At 61.2% G+C, this 20,729-nt stretch carries 18 protein-coding genes, 1 tRNA gene and 1 pseudogene; 10 read left to right on the top strand and 10 right to left on the bottom strand.

Features of this window, described 5'->3' with window-relative positions:
* Nucleotides 1–9: 9 nt before the first annotated feature.
* A complete protein-coding gene (locus tag PSO31014_RS03130) occupies nt 10–1,734 on the bottom strand; it encodes an acyl-CoA synthetase (RefSeq protein ID WP_150550245.1) in 1,725 nt (574 codons plus the stop codon).
* Between the two features lie 314 nt (nt 1,735–2,048).
* Here PSO31014_RS03130 and PSO31014_RS03135 point away from each other — a divergent pair.
* Nucleotides 2,049–2,138 (top strand) — tRNA-Ser (locus tag PSO31014_RS03135).
* Between the two features lie 289 nt (nt 2,139–2,427).
* Here the strand turns inward: PSO31014_RS03135 and PSO31014_RS03140 are convergent.
* On the bottom strand, nt 2,428–2,796 hold the full coding sequence (locus PSO31014_RS03140) for a MerR family transcriptional regulator (RefSeq protein WP_150550246.1): 369 nt from the start codon (nt 2,794–2,796) through the stop codon (nt 2,428–2,430).
* Nucleotides 2,797–2,900: 104 nt separating this feature from the next.
* Here PSO31014_RS03140 and PSO31014_RS03145 point away from each other — a divergent pair, with 104 nt between their 5' ends.
* Nucleotides 2,901–3,821, top strand: coding sequence for an alpha/beta fold hydrolase (locus tag PSO31014_RS03145; protein WP_150550247.1), 921 nt, complete (start codon nt 2,901–2,903; stop codon nt 3,819–3,821).
* A gap of 444 nt (nt 3,822–4,265) precedes the next feature.
* Here PSO31014_RS03145 and PSO31014_RS03150 read toward each other — a convergent pair whose 3' ends face one another.
* Nucleotides 4,266–4,994 (bottom strand): SDR family oxidoreductase, encoded by a 729-nt coding sequence (locus PSO31014_RS03150; RefSeq protein ID WP_150550248.1) that lies wholly within the window; start codon nt 4,992–4,994, stop codon nt 4,266–4,268.
* Nucleotides 4,995–5,082: 88 nt separating this feature from the next.
* Between PSO31014_RS03150 and PSO31014_RS03155 the strand changes: the two genes are divergently transcribed.
* On the top strand, nt 5,083–6,045 hold the full coding sequence (locus PSO31014_RS03155; RefSeq protein ID WP_150550249.1) for a LysR family transcriptional regulator: 963 nt from the start codon (nt 5,083–5,085) through the stop codon (nt 6,043–6,045).
* A 243-nt stretch (nt 6,046–6,288) separates the two neighbouring features.
* On the opposite strand, the gene PSO31014_RS03160 is transcribed toward PSO31014_RS03155, so the two are convergent.
* The 4 genes from PSO31014_RS03160 to PSO31014_RS03175 form a co-directional block, all read right to left on the bottom strand.
* On the bottom strand, nt 6,289–6,630 hold the full coding sequence (locus PSO31014_RS03160) for a BrnA antitoxin family protein (protein ID WP_246176195.1): 342 nt from the start codon (nt 6,628–6,630) through the stop codon (nt 6,289–6,291).
* Nucleotides 6,617–6,883: a BrnT family toxin gene (locus PSO31014_RS03165; protein ID WP_150550250.1), complete on the bottom strand. Its 267-nt coding sequence runs from the start codon at nt 6,881–6,883 to the stop codon at nt 6,617–6,619. Before PSO31014_RS03165 ends, PSO31014_RS03160 begins: the two co-directional genes overlap by 14 nt.
* Nucleotides 6,884–7,186: 303 nt before the next feature.
* A complete protein-coding gene (locus PSO31014_RS03170; protein WP_150550251.1) occupies nt 7,187–7,804 on the bottom strand; it encodes a DUF3841 domain-containing protein in 618 nt (205 codons plus the stop codon).
* A gap of 204 nt (nt 7,805–8,008) precedes the next feature.
* Complete coding sequence (locus PSO31014_RS03175) at nt 8,009–8,779, bottom strand: TetR/AcrR family transcriptional regulator (protein WP_246176196.1); 771 nt, start codon at nt 8,777–8,779, stop codon at nt 8,009–8,011.
* Nucleotides 8,780–8,877: 98 nt separating this feature from the next.
* On the opposite strand from PSO31014_RS03175, the gene PSO31014_RS03180 reads away from it, so the two are divergent.
* From PSO31014_RS03180 to PSO31014_RS03210, 7 genes and pseudogenes are all read left to right on the top strand, one after another.
* Entirely contained in the window at nt 8,878–10,164 is a 1,287-nt protein-coding gene (locus PSO31014_RS03180; protein ID WP_150550252.1) for an alpha/beta fold hydrolase, read from the top strand.
* A gap of 52 nt (nt 10,165–10,216) precedes the next feature.
* Nucleotides 10,217–11,139, top strand: a pseudogene (locus PSO31014_RS03185) (VOC family protein).
* 29 nt (nt 11,140–11,168) lie between these two features.
* Nucleotides 11,169–12,878, top strand: a complete 1,710-nt coding sequence (locus tag PSO31014_RS03190; RefSeq protein WP_150550253.1) for an AMP-binding protein — start codon at nt 11,169–11,171, stop codon at nt 12,876–12,878.
* The gene (locus tag PSO31014_RS03195) at nt 12,875–13,363 is read left to right on the top strand and encodes an acyl-CoA thioesterase (RefSeq protein ID WP_150550254.1); all 489 of its coding nucleotides are present in this window, start codon (nt 12,875–12,877) and stop codon (nt 13,361–13,363) included. Before PSO31014_RS03190 ends, PSO31014_RS03195 begins: the two co-directional genes overlap by 4 nt.
* Nucleotides 13,360–14,139, top strand: coding sequence for a maleate cis-trans isomerase family protein (locus tag PSO31014_RS03200; protein WP_150550255.1), 780 nt, complete (start codon nt 13,360–13,362; stop codon nt 14,137–14,139). Before PSO31014_RS03195 ends, PSO31014_RS03200 begins: the two co-directional genes overlap by 4 nt.
* A 42-nt stretch (nt 14,140–14,181) precedes the next feature.
* Nucleotides 14,182–15,333 (top strand): FAD-dependent monooxygenase, encoded by a 1,152-nt coding sequence (locus PSO31014_RS03205; protein ID WP_150550256.1) that lies wholly within the window; start codon nt 14,182–14,184, stop codon nt 15,331–15,333.
* A gap of 72 nt (nt 15,334–15,405) precedes the next feature.
* On the top strand, nt 15,406–16,785 hold the full coding sequence (locus tag PSO31014_RS03210) for an MFS transporter (protein ID WP_150550257.1): 1,380 nt from the start codon (nt 15,406–15,408) through the stop codon (nt 16,783–16,785).
* A 130-nt stretch (nt 16,786–16,915) separates the two neighbouring features.
* Here PSO31014_RS03210 and PSO31014_RS03215 read toward each other — a convergent pair whose 3' ends face one another.
* Genes PSO31014_RS03215 through PSO31014_RS03225 form a run of 3 tightly spaced genes read right to left on the bottom strand, consistent with a single transcriptional unit; the run spans nt 16,916 to nt 20,722 of the window.
* Nucleotides 16,916–17,767 (bottom strand): 3-hydroxybutyryl-CoA dehydrogenase, encoded by an 852-nt coding sequence (locus tag PSO31014_RS03215; RefSeq protein ID WP_150550258.1) that lies wholly within the window; start codon nt 17,765–17,767, stop codon nt 16,916–16,918.
* Between the two features lie 30 nt (nt 17,768–17,797).
* Nucleotides 17,798–19,006, bottom strand: a complete 1,209-nt coding sequence (gene bktB, locus PSO31014_RS03220; protein WP_343039570.1) for a beta-ketothiolase BktB — start codon at nt 19,004–19,006, stop codon at nt 17,798–17,800.
* A gap of 42 nt (nt 19,007–19,048) precedes the next feature.
* Nucleotides 19,049–20,722 carry an electron transfer flavoprotein-ubiquinone oxidoreductase gene (locus tag PSO31014_RS03225; protein WP_150550260.1) on the bottom strand — a complete coding sequence of 558 codons (1,674 nt, stop codon included), beginning with the start codon at nt 20,720–20,722 and terminating at the stop codon, nt 19,049–19,051.
* Nucleotides 20,723–20,729: the final 7 nt, after the last annotated feature.

Genomic DNA, 20,729 nt, shown 5'->3' on the forward strand with positions numbered 1-20,729 from the left:
GCCGCCACGTTACCCCAGCACGGTGCCCATTTCGCGCAGCGCCTTGCGGATGATCTTGCCGGTGACGGTCATCGGCAACTCCGGCAGGAACACCACCTTGCGCGGGTACTCGTGGGCTGCCAGACGGTGCTTCACGAAATCCTGAATTTCCTTGGCCAGTGCGGCGGACGGCTCATACCCTTCGCGCAGCACGACGAAGGCCTTCACGATCTCCGTGCGGAGTTCGTCCGGCTCACCGATGACAGCGGCGAACTGCACCGACGGATGTCGGATCAAGCAGTCTTCGATGGGCCCGGGGCCGATGCGGTAGCCGGCGCTGGTGATCACATCGTCCGAGCGACCGGTGAACGTGATGTAGCCCTGCGCATCGACGAATCCCGAGTCCCCCGTGAGCAGGAAGTCGCCGCGATACTTGTCCATCGTGGCTTCCGGGTTATGCCAGTAGCCGAGGAACATGACCGGGTTGGGTCTTGCAATCGCGATGTTGCCGACGGCGCCCACCGGTAGCGGCGTGCCCTCGTCGTCGACGATGGTCACGTCATGTCCGCGAACGGCGCGTCCGATGGCGCCGGGCAGCGCCGGAAATTCCGCGGCGCATGACGAGACAACCATATTGCATTCGGTCTGCCCGTAGAACTCATTGATATCGACGCCGAGGTGCTCGCGCCCCCAGGCCAGCAGTTCGGGGCCGAGCGACTCGCCACCGCTGGCGACGGAACGAAGTTGCAGCGGCCAGTGTTCGCGCGGCGACGGGACGGTGCGCAGCATCTTGAGCGCGGTAGGCGGCAGGAAGGTGTTGCGCACGCCGTGGCGCGCCATGAGATCGAACGCGGCGACCGGATCGAACTTCTCGAAGCGTCGCGAGAGCACGGGCACGCCGTGATGCAGTGCGGGGAGCAGAACGTCCAGCAGTCCGCCGATCCAGGCCCAGTCGGCAGGTGTCCAGATCAGGTCGCCGTCTTGCGGAAAGCCGTTGTGCGAGGTCTCCACGCCGGGGAGGTGGCCGAGCAGCACCCGGTGCGCATGCAGTGCGCCTTTGGGTTTGCCGGTGGTGCCGGAGGTGTAGATGATCAGCGCGGGGGCGTCGGCGCGGGTCTGAACGGGTTCGAAATGGGTGTCGCGCGATGCAATGGCGGGCCAGAGCGCGAGCAGGCCGTCTTCGGCGACGCCCCAGTCCTGGTCGTCGGCGACGTGATGATGGGCTTCGGGGAGGTCGTCGTGGACGACATATACGAGGCGCAGGTCGGGCAATTCGGCGCGAATGTCGTCGATCTTCGCGACGCTCGCGAGGTCGGTCACGAGCACGGCGGCGCCGGAGTTTTGCAGACGATAGGCGAGCGCCTCGGGGCCGAAGAGTGTGAAGAGCGGGACGGCGATGGCGCCGAGTTTATAGGCGGCGACGTGGGCGACGAGCGTGGCGGGCGATTGCGGCAGGAAGATGCCGACGCGGTCGCCGGCCTTGACGCCGTGGGCGCGCCATTCGTTGGCGAGCTGATTCGAGAGTTGTTTCAGGACATCGAACGTGAGTCGCACGTGCGAGCCGTCGGCGCTTTCGTGGATGAGGGCGAGCCGGTTGGTGCCATCGGCCCACTTGTCGCAAACGTCGACACCGATGTTGAACAGGATCGGAATCTGCCAGGTGAAGGCGTTGGCCGTCGGGGTGTCGGTCGCGCGCTCGCCGCTGGCGTCATTTGACGTCTCTTGGGCGGAATCGCGGGAGGTGTCGGCATCCATGAGTGTCTCCGGGTCATGTCAGGCCTCGCACGGTGACGCGAGGGGCGTTCACCGTACGTCTTCAAGCATGATGCATGCCGGACGGGCACAAAACAAGAGGGGGACGGGGGAAGCGTGAGCGTTTGGGCGGGGTGTGGGGCGATTTGGGTGGAACGAAGGCTTCACATGGCGGGAGGAGCGGGTATAATCTCGGCTGCCGTGCGGTACCGGTCTGCGCCGGGGTACCGACGCCGATTCTCCCGGACCGCACGCATCCCAAGTCGTCGCACCAGACGACCTCCCCTGCCACGACACCCGGTCGTGCGCAACGCCTCGGAGGCGTGCCAGAGTGGTTTAATGGACTGGTCTTGAAAACCAGCGAAGGGGTAACCCTTCCGTGAGTTCGAATCTCACCGCCTCCGCCAGTTTTTCTTGGTTTTCCCGGTAGGGGTTGCTGACTTTTTAGGGCGGTGCTCCGCAAAAGCACGAAACTGCGCCGCGAAGGCGCTTAGGTGCGATTATTTGCGGCTTTCGACCCTTCTCCGCCGTCGCACGGTTATTTGTGAGCGTCTCTACCACGCTCGATTAAGGTCGTTCGTGGAGACATTTTCTGGACGGTGATCCGAAGCATTGGCTTCCACCGTCGATCGAAACGCGCCAACTTGATCGGCCTCGCCCAGCGACGGTGCATCAATACTCAAACCCACGCAACTGTTAGAGCGCCAATGTCTCGTTGGTATCGACCGCATTGAGCAGTCTCGCAACGACTTCTCGCGTTTCACTGAGTTCGCGCAGCCGAACGTCGAGCTTTTCGACTTCACCGCGCAGCAACGCGCGCGCCTCTAGGCATGGATGAAACACCGGTTTCTCACCGAGTACACAAGGCAGCAACAGCCGGATACTGCTGATCTTCAAACCTGCCGCGGTGAGCATGCGGATGCGCTGTGCGGCGTCTACTTCGTCAGAACCGTAATCGCGGTAGCCCGAATCGGTCCTCGTCGGATTGAGGAGACCTTCGTTCTCGTAATACCGCAGCATCCGCTCACTGACGCCGGTGCGGCGAGCCAGTTCTCCGATACGCATGACATCCCCCGAAAGACACGCTTGACCTTGACAGCGATGTCAAAGTTTAACCTCTTTCGACCGCGCGGATTTCCCGCCGGTCCGTTCGTCAAGAGGCCCCCAATATGACACCATCCAATGACACGTTTGACGGAACGTTTCCGTTTTCGCCGCGCTTCAGCGATGTTGCCGGCTTTCGCATGCATTACGTTGACGAAGGGCCTGCCGACGGCGCGGTCGTCCTGTGCATTCACGGGGAACCGACGTGGGGCTACCTGTTTCGTGATCTGATCAAGGCGCTCGCGGGCGACTACCGTGTGATCGCGCCCGACCACATGGGATTCGGCAAGAGCGAGACGCCGGAACATCGCACGTACTGGCTACAGGATCATATCGACAACCTTGAAAAGCTCGTGCTTGCGCTGGATTTAGACGACATCACTCTCGTCATGCACGACTTCGGCGGCCCCGTTGGCATGGGATTCGCCGCACGGCATCCGGGCCGCATTCGCCGAGTCGTCAGCACGAACGGCCCGACGCCGTTTGGTCAAAGCACGTTATTCGACCGGCTGAATGCGAATGCCGCAGTCTCGCCATGGTTCCAGTGGATTCTCCGCTCCGATTCGCAAGGCCGTCTCGAACCCGTGCTGGACGAACTCGGCTTCAACATCCTGAGTGTCTTGAAGCTTAACGGCTTCGAAAACCACGCGCGTATTGACGATGCGTGGCTGCGCGCCTACGGCTCGCGCTTCGCTCTGCCGACCGATAGTGCCGGCGCGATTGGCTGGGCAAAGGGCTTCGCGATCGGCGCACATCGTTTCGAAGTGCCAGACGCGCTAGCACTCGACGCGATCCGTTCAAAGCCAGCGCTTGCCATCTGGGGCGAGGCCGATCGGACGCTGGCAGCCGAACACTTTCTTCCGCTGTTCTGCGAGATCTTTCCCATGGCGCCGGTTCACCGACTCGCCGGAGTCGGCCATTACAGCTTCGAGGATGCGCCGCAAGAGATTACCGAACTGATTGCCGCATTCTTGAAGGCCCACTAACTCGCACTTGGCCGGCCCGCAAAACCGGCCTGGTGTGTCCGGAGTCGATCATTTCAATTTTTCCCCGCAGCCTGGCGCGGATTGAGCGTCGCAACGTCCGAGGAGAACGGCCAGACGTTCGTGCTTTGTCGAAGTCCGTTTATGGCCGACCGCCGCCCCACGCCCAAGCGAAGCAATCACTCCGGGTGTGGCCTCTCATGCAAAAGGCATGGCCCGACCGAGAACGGCCAGCCAGGTTTATCGAAAGCGGTCATTCGAGCAGGCGACCAGCGTCCAGGTTCGCTCAATCCTGGATTGTTCTTCGAGTGCTAACGCGCGAGCCCTGCCACCAAGGAGATCTCTCCGATCTCGTGCTCTCCTTGATTCGCGTGTGCTCTCGACTCCTCCGAACCGCTCCGGCGCTACTGTGGCGCAAAGGCGCCGGGCGCACGCACAGAGGCCCCATCACCAAGGAATCTGGTTCTGCTCGAAGTAGAAACGTCCTGACGGCCCGGCCGGGTCCTGGGTCGCAAGCCAGACGATGCCTGCGGCTGCCTGTTCCACCGTGCGGTAACCCGAGTGGCTGTTGAAATCGGTGGCGGTATAGCCTGGATCGACAGCGTCAACCTTGATGCCGACCGACGCGAACTCTTTTGCAAATGCCAGCGCAACAGCGTTGAGGGCCGACTTCGAACTGTTGTAACCAAGAATATTCACGCCATAGAACTGGTTAGCCGGATCAGACAGCCAGCCGAGAGATCCGAGTCCGCTGCTCACCATCACGACGGTACCTCGACCAGCAGATTGCAACAACGGCACGAACGCCTGAGTCACGCGGATCGGGCCGAAAACGTTTGTCTCGAATACAGCGCGGATGCTGTCGATTGGTTGCTTGCTGGGTGTCGTGTGAGGGCCGCCTGGAACGCCGGCGTTGTTGATCAGCACATCAAGTCGACCGTCTTCGTCCCGTACACGCGCAGCAGCGGCACGTACGCTTTCGTCCCGCGTCACGTCGATTGGCAAAAACCGAACATCATGACCCTCCGCCACCAGAGACTTCATCGCTGTCTCGCCGCGTGCGGCGTCACGGCCGCCGAGCCAGATGCGATATCCCAGCCGACCGAGTTGTCGAGCCGTTTCGTAGCCGATGCCCTTGTTAGCGCCTGTGATCAAAACAGTTTTAGTCGTATTCATGTTTTCGTCCTCCAGAATGAGCTTGCGGCTACTCTATTCAGTTCGGCAATTTTTGATAATAATGTAAAAATCGAATAGACTGATCGCCATGCCGAACAATCATGACGACGACTCCCATCTGGATCTGCTCGCGGTCTTCCTCGCTGTGCTAGATACCGGAGGTTTTCGGGCCGCTGCCAAACGGCTGCGCCTGTCCCCTTCGACCGTAAGCGAGCGGATCGCACAACTTGAGGCGCAGTTGGGCGTCCCATTGCTGATCCGCACCACACGCAGCGTCATGCCCACAGAAGCGGGGCGCACACTTGCCACCCGTATTGCGCCGCTAATGGCAGAAACGCGTGCCGCATTGCGTGACGCCGCCAGTTCGCAGCGCGTCGTACGTGGGCTTCTGAAGATCAACGTGACGGGCGCGGTGATGGTCGATATCCTGCCGCCGATCATCGACCGCTTCATGGAAGCGCATCCGCAAGTTCGCGTTGAAATCATGGTGGATGACCGACTCGTCGATATCGTGGCAGCTGGTTGCGACGCTGGGATCCGATACGGAGAGCATTTGGCACAAGACACCATAGCTGTGCCAATTGGACCGCGTTATCAGCGGATCGCATGGGCCGCTGCACCCGGATACCTTGCCGCGCGCGGTATTCCCAGACACCCGAGCGACTTGCTGAATCACGAATGTATCCGGTTGCGTTTTTCGAGCGGCGCTCTCGTCGACTGGCTATTCGAGCTTGGACAGGAAACAGTCAGGGTCGATCCGCCAGGCCGCCTCATCGTCGGCGTGGATGGTGCTTCGGCAGCCATTGGATTCGCGCGCGACGGACGCGGCGTCATCGGCACCTTCGAAAACTGGCTAACCCCTTATCTGGAAAGCGGCGAGCTTCTCCCTGTCTTGCATGACTGGTGGCGAGAATTCGAAGGGCCTCAACTGTACTTCTCGAGCAGATTTACGTCCGCTCCACTCAGGGCATTCATCGAACTGGTTAAAGAGGAGCAGAACGCTACACGACGCTCGCCTGTGGCAGCAGCGGACTCCGCGAAAATTGCTTAACGCTCGATATAACGTTGTGAACCGCACCGGGAATCTTGGAGGCCGGTTGCTTTGAATTAATGCAGGTAGGTCCGCAATATTTCTGAGTTGCCCGTAGTGGTTTGCCTCAGCCTCAGCGGGCGGAATATAGTTTGGTCCCAATCCAAGCCCACCCGTGAAGACGATGCACAGAGTCATGCACACGATAGCTGCAAACATCCCCTGTGGGACAATGCGCTCGTTATCCCGCTGCAACAACTCCCATCACACCACGTGCGGATGCTCTGCAATGAACTGCCGCAACGCCGCATCGATTCGCGTCTGCCAACCGTTACCGGACGCCTTGAAGTAATCGACAACCTCCGGCGACAGCCGAATGTTGATTCGCTCCTTCGTAGTCTCGGCCTTGGGCCGACCACGAGGCTTGAGCAGCTTCTCAGCAATTTCCTCGCCAACAATCCCCGGCAACACTTTACTCGCAGGCCGTGCCTTGGCGAGGTCCTTCTTCGTCCATTCTGGATTCTGCGAATCCTGACGCATTTGCTTTTTGATCTTGGCGTCCTCAGCCGGTGTAGGGAGGACGGTTCCCGGCTTAAGTTTCGGCATAGCGTTTCACCTCTCGCGAATTCGCCTTGCGCAAATTGATGACGTGTATTTTTTCTGCGCGAGGCGTGAAGACCAATGCGAACAGTCGGTCACCGATATACCCGAAGGCCCGGTAGCGTCTTTCGCCATAGTCGACTCGGATATCCTCTTCGATCACCGCGCTGTCCCATTCAAAGTCTTGGGCCATCGTGAACGGCAAACCCCGTTCCTGCACATTCCGGTCACTTTTCGCCGGGTCGAAACTGATATCCATGGGCATTTATTGTACCCACAAAAATGTATGCCCATCAACTATTTTTTGTGGCGACAATAAATCGGGAAGTTTCCCGATTGTTCATCACCAAATCCCTCCGAATACTGCTCCGCAACCCGTTTCCCACACACAGCGAACACTCGGGTTTCCGGCTGTTCACGCTCCCCCGCCTTCGAAGCAAAACCTCCCCTAACCCCTTCCGCCACAACGATTTCCCAGTGAGACTTGAAAACAGAGAAGGGGCAAACGTTCTAGCTGGCACGCGTCTCGAAACCGACGCGTTTGTGCCAGCCATCGTCAGCCTTATGGCATGAGCAATACAGTGTCGATTGCATCGGTCAAACGCCGGAACTGAACGCCCTCTCCGTCCAATCCAACACGATGAACCTGTCTCAGCCATTCTTTGCGGACAATCGGCAGTGTTGCTTGAACCAGGTCAGCTTCGTTGGTGACAAGATCAACGCAAAAGATTCGATGGTCTGTCTCATCATCTTCCTGCCATGCCCTTTCCGAAACGCAATCAATCCCTTTCGACAATGACGGAAAATAGACTAAATCACACCATTCGTGGTAATTGGAGAGTAGATACTGGTCATCAGGGCACTCCAGCGAAAGCAATACCGTGTTATTCGCAGCAAGCTGGGCGAGACTGAGAAACTGCGCCGCAACCGCACTATCAGGCGCCTTCCGAGCCCCCCAACAAGAGTGCCACGCCCAAATTGGAGGCGCATCCCCGCAATCCAATTCGTACATTTCCATTGCTCGGCACATATACCGATACGCTTTCTCATCAGCGGGTTCGATATTCTTCCAATCCCCGCACAGCACACCCTCTCGCAGCAAAGTGCTTAATTGTTCAACATGTTGAAAAGTCCATAGCTGCACGTGATTTTCCGCCGTCGGCGTGGGTATTTTTCGCATGGAGGGAAACTCGGGATTCCGAATTCAAAGAACGACGTATGTTTTCCACTGAGTTCAAACAGCAAGCCGCACGGTCGCCATACATACAAGCGCGGCGATGGTTGGATCGATATCCCGAACCATCGCAACCGTCATTTCGAGGTTCATGCATCGAACAAGTTTCGTGCGGCGACATGACCTATGTGCGCAAGCACTGCAACGCGCTCACGGCTTGACATGTCGCTCGAGCAAATCAATATCGTCACGCAACAGCTTCAACACGCCCGCCACACTTTGCTCGCTGAGCTGCCGCCCCGCATCTTGCTCGACCGAGCGCAGCGCCATGTCGGCGATCTGCTCCGCGATCTCGTCAACCTTACGCGGGCCGGACGGCGTGAACCACCAGGCTGTCCAGTTGCACATACCGATGATCGAGAACGCGGCGACCTTCGCGTCCATCATGCGAAACTGACCGCGTTCGATACCCAACTCAATCGCCTGCCGGAACTGTTCAAGCACCGCGCGCCGCGATTGCTCGGCGAGCTTCCTCTGCTTGAGCGGCAAGTTGTCCTCATTGCGCTCCACCACACGAAATTGCAACGGATGTGTGAGGATCAAATGGGCATGCCGCAACACAAGATGCCGCAACATCGCGGCCGGTTGCCGCAAATCCTCCGGTAACGCCTCGGAGGCTAACTCCCCTGCCGCACGCGTGACCACCGTGGTCAACACTTCGAGAATCGCTTCCTTGCTCTTGAAGTAGTAGTACAGCGCCGGACGACTCACGCCCACGACATCCGCAATGTCGTTGAAGCTCGTCCCGTCGAAACCCCGCTCGATAAATAGCCGCGTCGCGACCTCCAGAATGTTCTCCCGCAACGCGTCGCTCTTTGTCTGTGTTTTGCTCATGGCGACCTTCAGTTCCTCTTTTGACGCAGGCGTCAGAAAACCCCAACGATAACCAAATTCCCTTGCAGCGCAAAGCCCCGCAAGCACTTCGCCCCAGACTTTTTTACACGCGCGTCAAATTTCAACACGAATGTTTACTCATTCGTAAAAAACTGGACTAATATGTAAAAAAAGGAGGTGAGGAGATGAGTCAACAACTGCAGGGTCGTAACGTCGGTCACGGCGCGACGGCGGGATTTCTCAACACGGACTGGAATCCGCGAGATCTGCCATTGGGTGCGACGACACGGAATGTCGTCCTTCGCACAGCGGACGGCGCGGCGACGAGCGGCGCCCTCTACACCGCGGGTTCTCCCGATACCGTGGTCTGCATCATGCATCCGCGTGAATTCATGGCGTGTCATTACTTGATCCCGGATATCGTGAATGCAGGCTATGCGGCGTGGACACAGGCGCCGCGCTCGGTCGGCAACGACATGCGACTGGAACACGAGTTCGCACTCTATGACGTCGCCGCCAGCATGCGATTCCTGCGCGAGGCGGGGTTCAAACGCGTCATCCTGCTCGGCAACTCGGGCGGCAGTGGCCTCTACGCCCTATACGCGCAGCAATCCGGGCTGGCCCCGGAAGCGCGAATCGAGCGCACGCCAGGCGGACGTCCGACGAAACTGGCTTCGCTCGACATGCCGGCCATCGACGGTGTGGTTTTTGTCGCCCCCCACCCCGGACAAGGTGCGCTGCTACAAACCTGCATCGATCCGTCGGTGACCAACGAGCAAGATGCCCTGTCCGTCGACCCGACGCTCGACCCGTTCGACCCGGCCAACGGGTTCTCGCCGCGGCAGTCGGGAGTCGCCCCCGCGACGCGCTACGACGCCGACTTCGTAGCACGCTACCGCGCTGCGCAAACCGCTCGCGCGGCGCGTCTCGACGCCATGGCGCGCGATCTGATCGCGGCGCGTCAAGGCGCTCGCGAGCGCCTCAAACACGACTCGGATCGGACTGACGCACGCCTGCGCCGCATAGCCGCGCACACGCCCGTGATGACGGTCTGGCGAACCGATGCCGACCTGCGCTGCTTCGACCTGACGCTGGACCCGTCCGACCGGCGTTTCGGCTCGCTCTGGGGCAGCGATCCGTTCACCTCGAACTACGGTTCGGTCGGTTTTGGCCGCGTCTGCTCTCCCGAGGCCTGGCTCTCCACATGGTCGGGGTTGTCTTCGAACGCCTTGCTGTCGAAAACCGCACCGGCCATCGTGCAGCCTACGCTGCTCATCGAGTACACGGGCGATCAGGCCTGCTTTCCCAGCGTCATCGCCGACATCTACGCCAGCCTCGGCTCGACGCAGAAGTCGCACCGGCGCGTACGTGGCGACCACCACGGCCGCGCGCTGGCCGATGGCGAAGAAGCGGGACGCTACATCGCCGGTCGCCTGCTGCAGGACTGGCTGCGCGAGACCTTCCCACAATGACACGCCCTGCCCCTACCCCCCAAATGCACTACCGAACTTCGGGAGACCCGATATGAAGTTGAACGACATCCCCGCAGCCGATCTCGCCTTGCGTCTGCACGGCGTGGATCACACGGCGCGGCCGACCTGGCGACTGCGGCAAACGGTCGAGTTCTATCGCGACACTCTCGGCCTGCCACTGATTCACACGATTTCCGCCCGCGGCTGGGGGCCGGCAACGCACCCCGACTTCCTGCACTTCTTCTTCGATAGCGGCCACGGCAGCACGATCGCCTTCTTCTACTATCTGGGCAGTGAGGAACCGGTGTTCCTCGCCAATCGTCCTGGCCGAGCACCATTGCCCGACGACCACGTATTCGACGCCACGCACACCGCGTGGCTGGTCGACAGCCCGGAGGCATTGCGGGCCTGGAAGACCCGGCTGGAAGCACGCGGCGTGGAAGTCTCGACCGAGACGGCGCACGAGGTGATCGAGTCGATTTACTTTCGCGACCCGAACGGCTACTTCATCGAGATCACCCGCAAGCTGCGCGCGCTGGAAGGCATCGATGCGCGCGACGCGTCGGCCACGCTCGAGGCCGCCATGGAAATCGAAGATGAAGCCCTCGCAGGAGGTGCTCCCTTCGCCTGCATCGATACCGTGTGGCAACGCAAGGCTCAGCGCCTCGGCCAACGGCTTCATGGGGAGCGTCAGTCATGAAAACTCAAACGCCACAGCCTCGCCAGCCGCTGCAGCTTTTCGTCCTTAATGTGCCCGAATTTGCGCCGCTGACCGAAGCCGCACGGCAGTTGCCGTCGTGCCGCGTCGAAGCCCACGGCGACTACACGGTGATTTCCAGCGATGTGCCGATTGCGTTCGAGCGTCGCGCACTGGGCCTGAAACCCGCCGTCTGGTACGGATTGTTCACGGGCGGGCTCGACGGCCGAATCGAAAGCTACGAACGCGACATCGTGCGGATCGCCCCGCGCGCATAACGTCGCCACCGGAACGTGCAGGAGACACTATGAGCGGTATCTATCACCGTATCGACGGCGTGACGTACTGTCCGCCGGACCTGGCGCAGCGCTATTTCGCGTCGAACGCCTGGGTCGACACTACCCTCGGCGACGCCTTGCGGGCGACCGCCGCGCGTGTGCCGGCACGCCCGGCCTACCTCAGTGATGAGGCCACGCTGACCTTCGTCGAGCTCGACTCGCGCAGCGAACGGCTTGGCGCGGCGCTCATCGAACTGGGCCTGCGCCCGGGCGACCGGGCGGTCTTCCAGATGGGCACCACCGTCGACACCGTCGTCGCGCTGATGGGGGCCTACAAGGCGGGCGTCGTCCCCGTGTGTGCCGTGCCGCAATACCGCGAAGTGGAAATCGGCCAATTGGTTTCACAGTCCGAGGCGCGCGGCTACTTCGTACAAGCCGATTTCTCCGCGTTCGATCTCGTCGGGTTTGCGCGTCAGATGATGGCGCGGCACGCGTCGCTGGAGCATCTGCTGGTGGCACGCGGGAAGCAGGATGATCGCGCCGGCACTGGCCATCACGCCTTCGAGCGTCTCATCGACGCGATGCCACTCGAGCACGCGCGCGAGGTGCTGGCCAACATTCGCATCGGCAGCGAAGACGTGCTGAGCTTCCAACTCTCGGGCGGCACGACCGGTGTGCCGAAGATCATCCCACGCTTTCATGCGGAGTACATCGGTCACTCGCTGACATGGATGCGCCACATTGGCATGACCGAACACAGTCGCATGATCTGGTCGCTGCCATTGCTGCACAACGCCGGTCAGCTCTACGTGCTGGCGTCCACCGTGGCAACCGGCATGACGACCGTGCTGATGCCCCGTGTCGACATCGCCCGCATGCTCACGCTGATCGAGATACACCGCGTCACGCATGGCCTCTCCATCGGACCTGTTGCACCGCAAATGATCGCGTACAAGAACGTCGGGAAACACGATCTGTCGTCGCTACAACTCTTCGGCACCATGAGCCGCGCCGACTCGCTTGAAGCCCACCTCGGCGTACCGTGCTTCAACCTCTACGGCACGACCGAAGGCCTGCTCATGGGGGCCGGCGCGCATCTGCCAGCAACATTGCGTCACCATACGCAAGGGCTATCCGGGTGCGACGACGACGATATTCGTGTGCTGTTTCCGGGCACGGATACGCCCGCCGAAGCAGGCACCGCCGGCGAACTCTGCTTCCGTGGACCGTCGAGCCTGCGCGGCTACTACAAGGCGCACGACGCAACGGCGCAGACGCTCACGCCAGACGGTTTCGTGCGCACCGGCGACATGGTCACGGAAAAGGTCATCGACGGCGTGCGCTGCTTCGCCTTCGAAGGGCGTCTGCGCGACAACATCAATCGCGGTGGCGAGAAGATCGGCTGCGAAGAGGTCGAAGCGTTTGTCAGCCATCATCCGGCCGTTGCCGACGCCAAGCTGGTCGCCATGCCCGATCCAATTTACGGCGAGCGGGGTTGTGTCTATCTCATCCTGCGCCCCGGACATGTTGCGCCTTCCGTCACCGAACTCGCCGCGTTTCTCGTCGGCCAGGGGTTGGCGAAGTTCAAGTGCCCGGAGCGTATCGAGACGGTCGACGAATTTCCCGTGACCCGCGTCGGCAAGGTCGACAAGGCATCGCTGCGGGCGGCCATCGCCGAACGCCTTGCCGCCGAAACCGCGCGCCCCACCACCGCCCAGACGGCAAAGGCGGACGCATGATCAGCACCGAATACGTGGTGAGCGAGCAGCCCTTCGTAGTGCGCCGTCAGGTGCGATGGGGCGAGTGCGACCCGGCCGGCGTCGTCTACACGGCGACCTTTTCCGACTATGTCATCTCCGTCGCCGAGTTGTTCTACGGATCGCTCTTCGGCGGCACACCACAGGCCGTCAAGAACCGACACGGATTCGGCACCCCCACCCGCGCGCTGACATTCGACTTCCGCCGCTCGCTCTGGCCGGACGACGTGTTCGACGTCACCGTGGAAGTCGCCGAAGTTCGCACAAGAACCTTCACCTTGTTGATGACGGCGCGCAAAGCCGACAACGACATCGCCTTCCTTGCACGACTCACGCCGATCTGCATCCAGCGCGGCGCGCGCGAGTCGATCGAGATGCCGTCGGTACTGCGCGCGGCGCTCGAACAATACCGAGCCCGCAACGAACACGCCGCAGCCCCCTCACTCGCCGGAGACATCACCTTATGACGCCTACCCCATTTCGCATTGGTCAGATCGTACCCAGTTCCAACACCACGATGGAGACCGAGATTCCCGCCATGCTGCGCGCGCGTGAGCAGGTCCTGCCCGAGCGCTTCACCTTCCATTCGAGCCGCATGCGCATGCATCGCGTGGTCAAGGAAGAACTTGAGGCGATGAACGCCGAGGGGCTGCGCTGTGCCGCCGAACTCGCCGACGCGCGTGTGAATGTCATGAGTACCGCTTGCCTCGTGGCCATCATGGCGATGGGGCCGGGCTACCACCGCCAGGTTGAGGAAGACCTGCGCCGAGTCGCGCGCGAGAACCACTGCGACGCCGCCGTCATGACGTCGGCCGGTGCACTCGTTGCGGGGTTGAAAACGCTGGGCGCGCGCAAGATCGCGCTGATGGCGCCGTACATGAAGCCGCTGACGCAGGCCGTGGTCGAGTATATCGAGCACGAGGGCATCGAGGTGCTCGATGCGCTTTCGTTCGAAATGCCCGACAACCTTGAGGTCGGACGCCGCGACCCCATGCAGTTGCTCGACGACGTCAAGCGGCTCAATACGGCCAATGCCGACGTCGTGGTGCTGTCCGCCTGCGTGCAGATGCCGTCGCTGCCTGCGATCCAGATCGCGCAGGACCGGCTCGGCCTGCCCGTAACGTCGACCGCCGTGAGCACCGTGCGCCAGATGCTCGATCACCTCGGTCTGGCCCCTGTGGTGCCCAACGCCGGTGCCCTGTTGGCCGTGCCGAGCACGCGACCGCTGACACGTATAGCCTGACGCCCCCGCCATCTTCGCCAGCTAAAAATCAAGGAGCCCATCATGAGAATCGCCGTCATCGGTGGCGGGCCTGCCGGCCTGTTCTTCTCGCTGTTGATGAAACAGCGTCATCCGCAAGACGAGATCGTCGTGCACGAGCGCAACGCCGCCAATGCCACATATGGCTGGGGCGTTGTCTTCTCCGACATTGCACTTGCGTTCCTGAAAGAGGCGGACGAAGCATTCTTCCGCAAGTTCACGGCGCACCATACCCGCTGCGATTACATGGAGATCGTGCATCAAGGCGTGCCGGTCCGCCTGAGCAACAATCACTTTTCGCGTACGGCCCGCATCGATATGCTGCGCGTACTGCAGCAAGCCTGTGCCGAAGCAGGCGTCGATGTTCGCTATCAGAGCCACGTCACCGATCCGGCCCAACTATCGGACGCCGACGTGATCGTTGCCGCCGACGGCGTGAACAGCGAAGTGCGAACCCATCTGGCCGAAGACTTCATGCCAAGCTTCGACGAGCGACGCAACAAGTTCGCGTGGTACGGCACGGCGCGGCTTTTCCACCCGGTTTCGTTGATCTTCCGTCAGACGCCGCACGGCGTGTTCATGGCGCACGCGTATCAATACAGTCCCGATCGCTCGACGTTTCTCGTGGAGGTCGATCCCGAGACATGGCAACGCTGCGGCCTCGATACCGCCGCCGAGGACGAGAGCCGCGCGTTCTGCGAGCAGATCTTTGCCGACGACCTGCAAGGTCATTCGCTGCTGACCAACCGGTCGAACTGGTTTCAGGCACGGGTGGTCGGCAATGCGCGCTGGTCGCACCGCAACGTGGTGCTGCTTGGCGACGCCCTGCGCAGTGTGCACTTCTCGCTCGGCTCGGGCACGCGCATGGCCATGCAGGATGCCATCGCCTTGTTCGAGGCGCTGTCGGCGCATCGGAACGACGTGCAAGCGGCGTTCGCATCGTTCGAGCAAAGCCGCCGCGGCGCCTCCGATCGCTTTCAGGACGCCGCCAGACGGAGCCTCGACTGGTACGAGTCCGTTGGCCAGCGCATGCACCTCGATCCCGTGAGCTTCGCATACGACTACATGCTGCGCACGGGACGCGTCAGTCACGAAGACCTTCGCGAGCGAGATCCAACGTTCGTCGCACAAGTGGAGGCCAATGCCGCCTCAGCGTTGCACGGGCACGCCGCATAGCCGCCAGCATCATCCAGCGCATACACATAAACGGCGACATCGCATCGCCGCATCGAGACAGGAGACACTTTCATGGACAAGCACGCCCCCCGGCACACGTCAGTGGACATACGGGACTTCATCAACGCGATCCCGGTGTCGCGCTTCCAGATCATGATCAGCGCGATGTGCTTCCTGATCGTGGCGCTGGACGGGTTCGACATCGCGATCATCGGCTTTATCGCCCCTCACATCCGCGCCGAATGGCAGTTGTCGATGGTCTCGCTCGGCCCGCTGTTCAGCGCCGGATTGCTGGGGCTGATGGTGGGTGCGTTCTGTAGCGGGCCGATGGCAGACCGTATCGGACGCCGCCGCGTCTTGATCCTGTCCGTCGCGTGGTTCGGTGCGGCAAGTGTAGGGGCTGCGTTTGCGCCGAACGTCGAATGGCTGATCGCGCTTCGCTTCCTGACCGGCTTAGGATTGGGCGGCGCCATGCCCAACGCGATCACGCTGACGTCGGAGTTCAGTCCCGAGCGGCGTCGTGGCACTCTGCTCACGCTGATGTTCTGCGGGTTCTCGCTCGGCTCGGCGCTCCGCGGCGTAGTGACGGCCTACCTCGTGGCGGGGATCGGCTGGCGCGGCTTGCTCGCCGTTGGCGGCCTGCTGCCGCTGGCGCTTGTGCCGGTGCTTTGGTTCACGCTGCCGGAGTCGGTGCGCTTTTTGGCAATCCGAGGCGGCACGCAGGCGCAGATCACCTCGATTCTGGCGCGCGTCGCGCCGCAACGGGTTGTGGCCGGTCAGCAGTACACCGCTGCCGACGATCGCCTCCCGTCGTCGCCCGTGGTGCAACTGTTCCATCGCGACTACCGGCGCGGCACGCTGCTGCTTTGGCTCGCATTCTTCATGAGCTTGCTGTTGCTGTACCTGCTCATCAACTGGCTGCCGATCCTGGCGGAGCGCAGCGGCCTGACGCTCAAGCAGGCGTCGATGTTTGCCGGACTGTTGCAAGGCGGCGGCGTGCTGGGTGCGATTGTGCTGGGCGTGCTGATCGACCGGTTCCATCCTTACAAAGTGGTCGCCGCAGCCTATGTCGTGGGTGCGTTCGCGCTAGCGTCGCTGGCGATTGCCGGCGATGCGATATGGCTGGCGCTGGGCATCTTCGTGACGGGATTCTGCGTGAGCGGTTCGCAGGTCTGCGCGAACGTGATCGCGTCCGCCTATTACCCGACATCCAATCGCGCGACCGGCGTGGCGTGGGCGCTCGGCATCGGCCGCATCGGGGCGGTGGCGGGATCGCTCGGCGGCGCCATGCTGCTCGCGGCGGGTTGGAGCAATGCCGGACTGTTCATGATTCTCGCGATACCGGCAGTGCTGGCCGCGCTGGGGATTCTGCTCGCGGGCGCAAAGCATGGGCGAGCCGTGGAGAGTAAGGCCGTCACCACGCAGTCGGCTGCGTCGCTTTCGAAGATTTGACGATGGCGAACCGGCCTGCGGTAGCGACTGACGTCGTTCGCTTCCGTCGGTCGGAAGCATCTTGGCGGCGACAACATCGACCTTGCCGCGCAACCGCAGCGATGCTCCGTTGCTGCTTCAGTAGCGATGTCTAGGTATAGCAATACACACCATAGCCCGACTTTCTGCCCAAGCGCCCCGCGGCCACTAACTCGCGCAGTAACGGACAAGCTCGGTACTTAGGGTCACCGAAGTCTTTTGAGAAGACGTCCATGACCGACAGGCATACGTCGAGCCCGACCAGGTCGGCAAGCGCCAGCGGTCCGAGTGGATGATTGGCGCCAAGCCGCATTCCCGCGTCGATTTCTTCTGCGCTTGCAATGCCCTCCGCCAGCACAAAAAACGCCTCGTTGATCATCGGCACCAGAATCCGGTTGACTACGAAGCCCGGCGAATTCTTGACGTTGATAGGCGCTTTGCTCAACTGTAGCGCTAACTCGTGCACCGCGCGCACGGTTTCGGCGTTTGTCTGAACACCTTTAATGATCTCGACAAGCGGTAGCAATGGCACCGGGTTGAAGAAATGCATACCGATAAAGCGCGATGGGTCCGACATCGCCGCGCCAAGCGCGGTGATCGAGATTGACGAGGTATTTGAAGCGATGATTGCCCTGGGGCGGACAATCGACTCAATCTGAGTCAAGATGCGCATCTTCAGTTCGCGATTTTCGGTCGCGGCCTCGATGATTAGATCAACGTCCGCAAGTCGCCGATAATCTGTCGATGCTTCAACCCTCGAAATGGCGACGGCTCGCTGTGCCGTGTCAAGCTTACCTTTGGCCACCATTCGGTCAAGGCTGGCGGTCAACGATTCAATGCCGCCAGCAAGTGCGTATTCGTTAATGTCGATCAGGACGGCATTCAGGCCGGCGGTGGCGACGATCTGTGCGATGCCGCTGCCCATCGCACCAGCACCAACGATGCCTACGGATTCAATTGTCATTGGGACTTCCATTGTCTTCGACTTGCCGAATTACACCTGCTGAAGGTTCTCGAACACGGCAGCAATGCCTTGCCCGCCACCAATGCACATGGTGACCAAGGCGTAGCGACCATTGATTCGCTGCAACTCGTATAACGCCTTGACGGTAATCAGAGCACCAGTGGCACCGATGGGATGGCCGAGCGAAATACCTGACCCGTTCGGATTCACCTTGGCCGGATCGAGTTGCAACGCTTGCATGACCGCGCATGCCTGTGCCGCAAACGCTTCATTGGCCTCGATGACATCCAGGTCCGAGATTTCAAGCCCTGCGCGCTGAAGTGCAATGCGGGTGGCAGGGACCGGGCCAATCCCCATGTACAGCGGATCAACGCCAGCGTGCGCATAAGACACCAAACGCGCCATTGGCTTCACACCACGCGCCTCGGCGGCGTCCCTGGACATCATAAGGACAGCCGCCGCCGCATCGTTGATGCCTGAGGCGTTGCCCGCCGTGACCGTGCCCCCATCCTTCTGGAACACCGGCCGCAGTCCGGAAAGCTCGCTTGGATCAAGCTGTCGACGAACGTGCTCGTCCGTGTCGAACGTGAGCACCTGCCCTTTCACATTGCGGCTGACGGGCAGGATCTGCGTCTTGAACCGTCCCTCGTCGATCGCTCGCGCAGCGCGCCGGTGCGATTCGACGGCCAGGGCATCCTGCTGCTCACGGTGGATGGTGTACTTCCGAGCAACGTTCTCCGCTGTGACGCCCATTGGAACGCTGTGAAATGGGTCGTCTAATGCACCAAGCAGCATATCGATCAAACGAGCATCGCCCATGCGAGCACCGAACCGCGCGTCAGGCGTGATGTAGGGGGCGCGGCTCATGTTCTCGGCCCCGCCGCCGACGGCGATGTCGGCGTCGCCGAGCAGGATCGTTTGTGCCGCCGATATGATTGCCTGCAAGCCGGAACCACATAGCCGATTGACAGTCAGGGCTGGCGTGGCTGCCGCAACACCGCCATTGACTGCGGCAACGCGCGCCAAATACAGATCCTTGGGCTCGGTGGCAAGTACGTTGCCAAATACGACATGCCCGACTTCATCCCCGCCGACCGTTGCACGTGCCAGCACTTCTCGCACGACCATTGCGCCCAATTCGGTAGGGGCAAACGCTTTCAGGCTGCCGCCGAACTTCCCGATTGCCGTTCGCACGCCACTCACCACCACGACTTCTTTTTTCACGTCACGCTCCTCGATTTATCGGCCAAGTGCGCCAGCTCGTTGGCCTCGCACGGCAATTCACATATTTGGATAATTCGGCCCCCCGCCGCCTTCCGGGGGCGTCCAGACAATGTTCTGCGTAGGGTCCTTGATGTCGCAGGTCTTGCAATGCACACAATTCTGGGCGTTGATCGTCAATCGCTGCGCACCGTCGTCGTGCTTCGTAAATTCGTATACGCCTGCGGGGCAGTAGCGGCTTTCAGGGCCGTCATATGTGCGCAGGTTGATGCTGACCGGTATGGCGGCGTCTTTCAGCCTCAAGTGAGATGGCTGGTTTTCCTCGTGATTCGTGTTGGAGACGAACACGGATGAGAGCCTGTCGAACGTCAACTTGCCGTCTGGCTTCGGATACGCAATCGGCTTGCACCGAGCAGCCGGTTTGAGCGTCTCGTGATCGGCGTGCTGATGGTGCAGCGTCCAAGGCATCTTGCCGCCTAGCAGCTTCTGCTCGACACCGACCATCAGCGCTCCCAAATAGAGACCCTTGCCCATCCATTGCTTGAAATTGCGAGCTCGGCGAAGCTCGGCGTACAGCCACGATTTCCGGAAGGCCTCCGGGTAAGCGGACAACTCATCCGATTGGCGCCCGCCTTGCACCGCGTCGAACGCCGCGTCGGCCGCGAGCATGCCGGTCTTGATCGCGGCATGACTGCCCTTGATGCGTGAGGCGTTGAGGAACCCGGCATCGTCGCCGATCAGCGCCCCTCCCGGAAATGTCAGCTTCGGCAATGACACCAAACCGCCCGCCGTGATGGCTCGTGCGCCGTAGGACAAGCGCTTGCCGCCTTCGAGGTATTTTCGGATCGACGGGTGAGTCTTGTAGCGTTGAAACTCGTCGAAAGGCGATAGATAGGGGTTCTGATAGCCTAGACCCACCACGAACCCCACCACTACCTGGCGATTGTCCAGATGGTAGAGAAACGATCCGCCGTAGGTGTCGCTTCGCAGCGGCCATCCCGCAGTGTGGATGACGAGACCGGGTTGGTGCACTTCCGGGGCGATCTCCCACAGTTCCTTGATGCCAATGCCGTGAACCTGCGGATCGACGCCCTTACGCAGCGCAAAGCGATCTTGAAGCGCTCGGCCAAGATGACCGCGCGCCCCTTCGGCGAACAACGTGTACTTGGCATGCAGTGCGATGCCAAGCTGGAAGTTGGCGGTGGGTTCGCCGTCCTTGCCGAGTCCCATGTCACCGGTCACCACGCCCTTCACCGCACCGTCGTCGTGATAAATGACATCGGCCGCGGGAAATCCGGGGAACATCTCGACACCCATCGCCTCGGCTTGCTGCCCGAGCCAACGGGTGACGTTAGCCAGACTGACGACATAGTTGCCGTGATTCTTGAAATTGTCCGGCAATGCCCAGTTGGGGACCGCGTTTGCGCCGCCCTCCCTCAAAAACAGGAAGCGATCCTCCGTGACCGGGACATTCAGCGGTGCGCCACGTGCCTTCCAGTCAGGAATCAACTCATCGAGCGCGCGTGGATCCATCACCGCCCCCGAGAGGATGTGGGCGCCAATTTCCGAACCCTTCTCCAGCACGCAAACGCTGATCTCTCGGCCCAGCGCCAGTGCCCGCTTCTTCAACTGAATCGCGGCAGACAACCCCGCAGCCCCCCCCCCAACCACGACCACGTCGTACTGCATTGACTCGCGGGGACCAAATTTTTCAAGCAGATGTTCGGGAGACATGGATAGC

It is taken from the genome of Pandoraea soli, from assembly GCF_902459595.1.
GTDB lineage: Bacteria > Pseudomonadota > Gammaproteobacteria > Burkholderiales > Burkholderiaceae > Pandoraea > Pandoraea cepalis.

What these genes read in the sequence shown, in the direction of transcription:
- PSO31014_RS03195 (WP_150550254.1), top strand. Translation starts at nt 12,875, where the DNA reads ATGATCAGCACCGAATACGTGGTGAGCGAGCAGCCCTTCGTAGTGCGC.
- PSO31014_RS03190 (WP_150550253.1), top strand. Translation starts at nt 11,169, where the DNA reads ATGAGCGGTATCTATCACCGTATCGACGGCGTGACGTACTGTCCGCCG.
- PSO31014_RS03150 (WP_150550248.1), bottom strand. Translation starts at nt 4,994, where the DNA reads ATGAATACGACTAAAACTGTTTTGATCACAGGCGCTAACAAGGGCATC.
- PSO31014_RS03200 (WP_150550255.1), top strand. Translation starts at nt 13,360, where the DNA reads ATGACGCCTACCCCATTTCGCATTGGTCAGATCGTACCCAGTTCCAAC.
- PSO31014_RS03160 (WP_246176195.1), bottom strand. Translation starts at nt 6,630, where the DNA reads ATGCCGAAACTTAAGCCGGGAACCGTCCTCCCTACACCGGCTGAGGAC.
- PSO31014_RS03180 (WP_150550252.1), top strand. Translation starts at nt 8,878, where the DNA reads ATGAGTCAACAACTGCAGGGTCGTAACGTCGGTCACGGCGCGACGGCG.
- PSO31014_RS03210 (WP_150550257.1), top strand. Translation starts at nt 15,406, where the DNA reads ATGGACAAGCACGCCCCCCGGCACACGTCAGTGGACATACGGGACTTC.
- PSO31014_RS03145 (WP_150550247.1), top strand. Translation starts at nt 2,901, where the DNA reads ATGACACCATCCAATGACACGTTTGACGGAACGTTTCCGTTTTCGCCG.
- PSO31014_RS03205 (WP_150550256.1), top strand. Translation starts at nt 14,182, where the DNA reads ATGAGAATCGCCGTCATCGGTGGCGGGCCTGCCGGCCTGTTCTTCTCG.
- PSO31014_RS03130 (WP_150550245.1), bottom strand. Translation starts at nt 1,734, where the DNA reads ATGGATGCCGACACCTCCCGCGATTCCGCCCAAGAGACGTCAAATGAC.
- PSO31014_RS03155 (WP_150550249.1), top strand. Translation starts at nt 5,083, where the DNA reads ATGCCGAACAATCATGACGACGACTCCCATCTGGATCTGCTCGCGGTC.
- PSO31014_RS03165 (WP_150550250.1), bottom strand. Translation starts at nt 6,883, where the DNA reads ATGGATATCAGTTTCGACCCGGCGAAAAGTGACCGGAATGTGCAGGAA.
- PSO31014_RS03225 (WP_150550260.1), bottom strand. Translation starts at nt 20,722, where the DNA reads ATGTCTCCCGAACATCTGCTTGAAAAATTTGGTCCCCGCGAGTCAATG.
- PSO31014_RS03140 (WP_150550246.1), bottom strand. Translation starts at nt 2,796, where the DNA reads ATGCGTATCGGAGAACTGGCTCGCCGCACCGGCGTCAGTGAGCGGATG.
- PSO31014_RS03215 (WP_150550258.1), bottom strand. Translation starts at nt 17,767, where the DNA reads ATGACAATTGAATCCGTAGGCATCGTTGGTGCTGGTGCGATGGGCAGC.
- PSO31014_RS03170 (WP_150550251.1), bottom strand. Translation starts at nt 7,804, where the DNA reads ATGCGAAAAATACCCACGCCGACGGCGGAAAATCACGTGCAGCTATGG.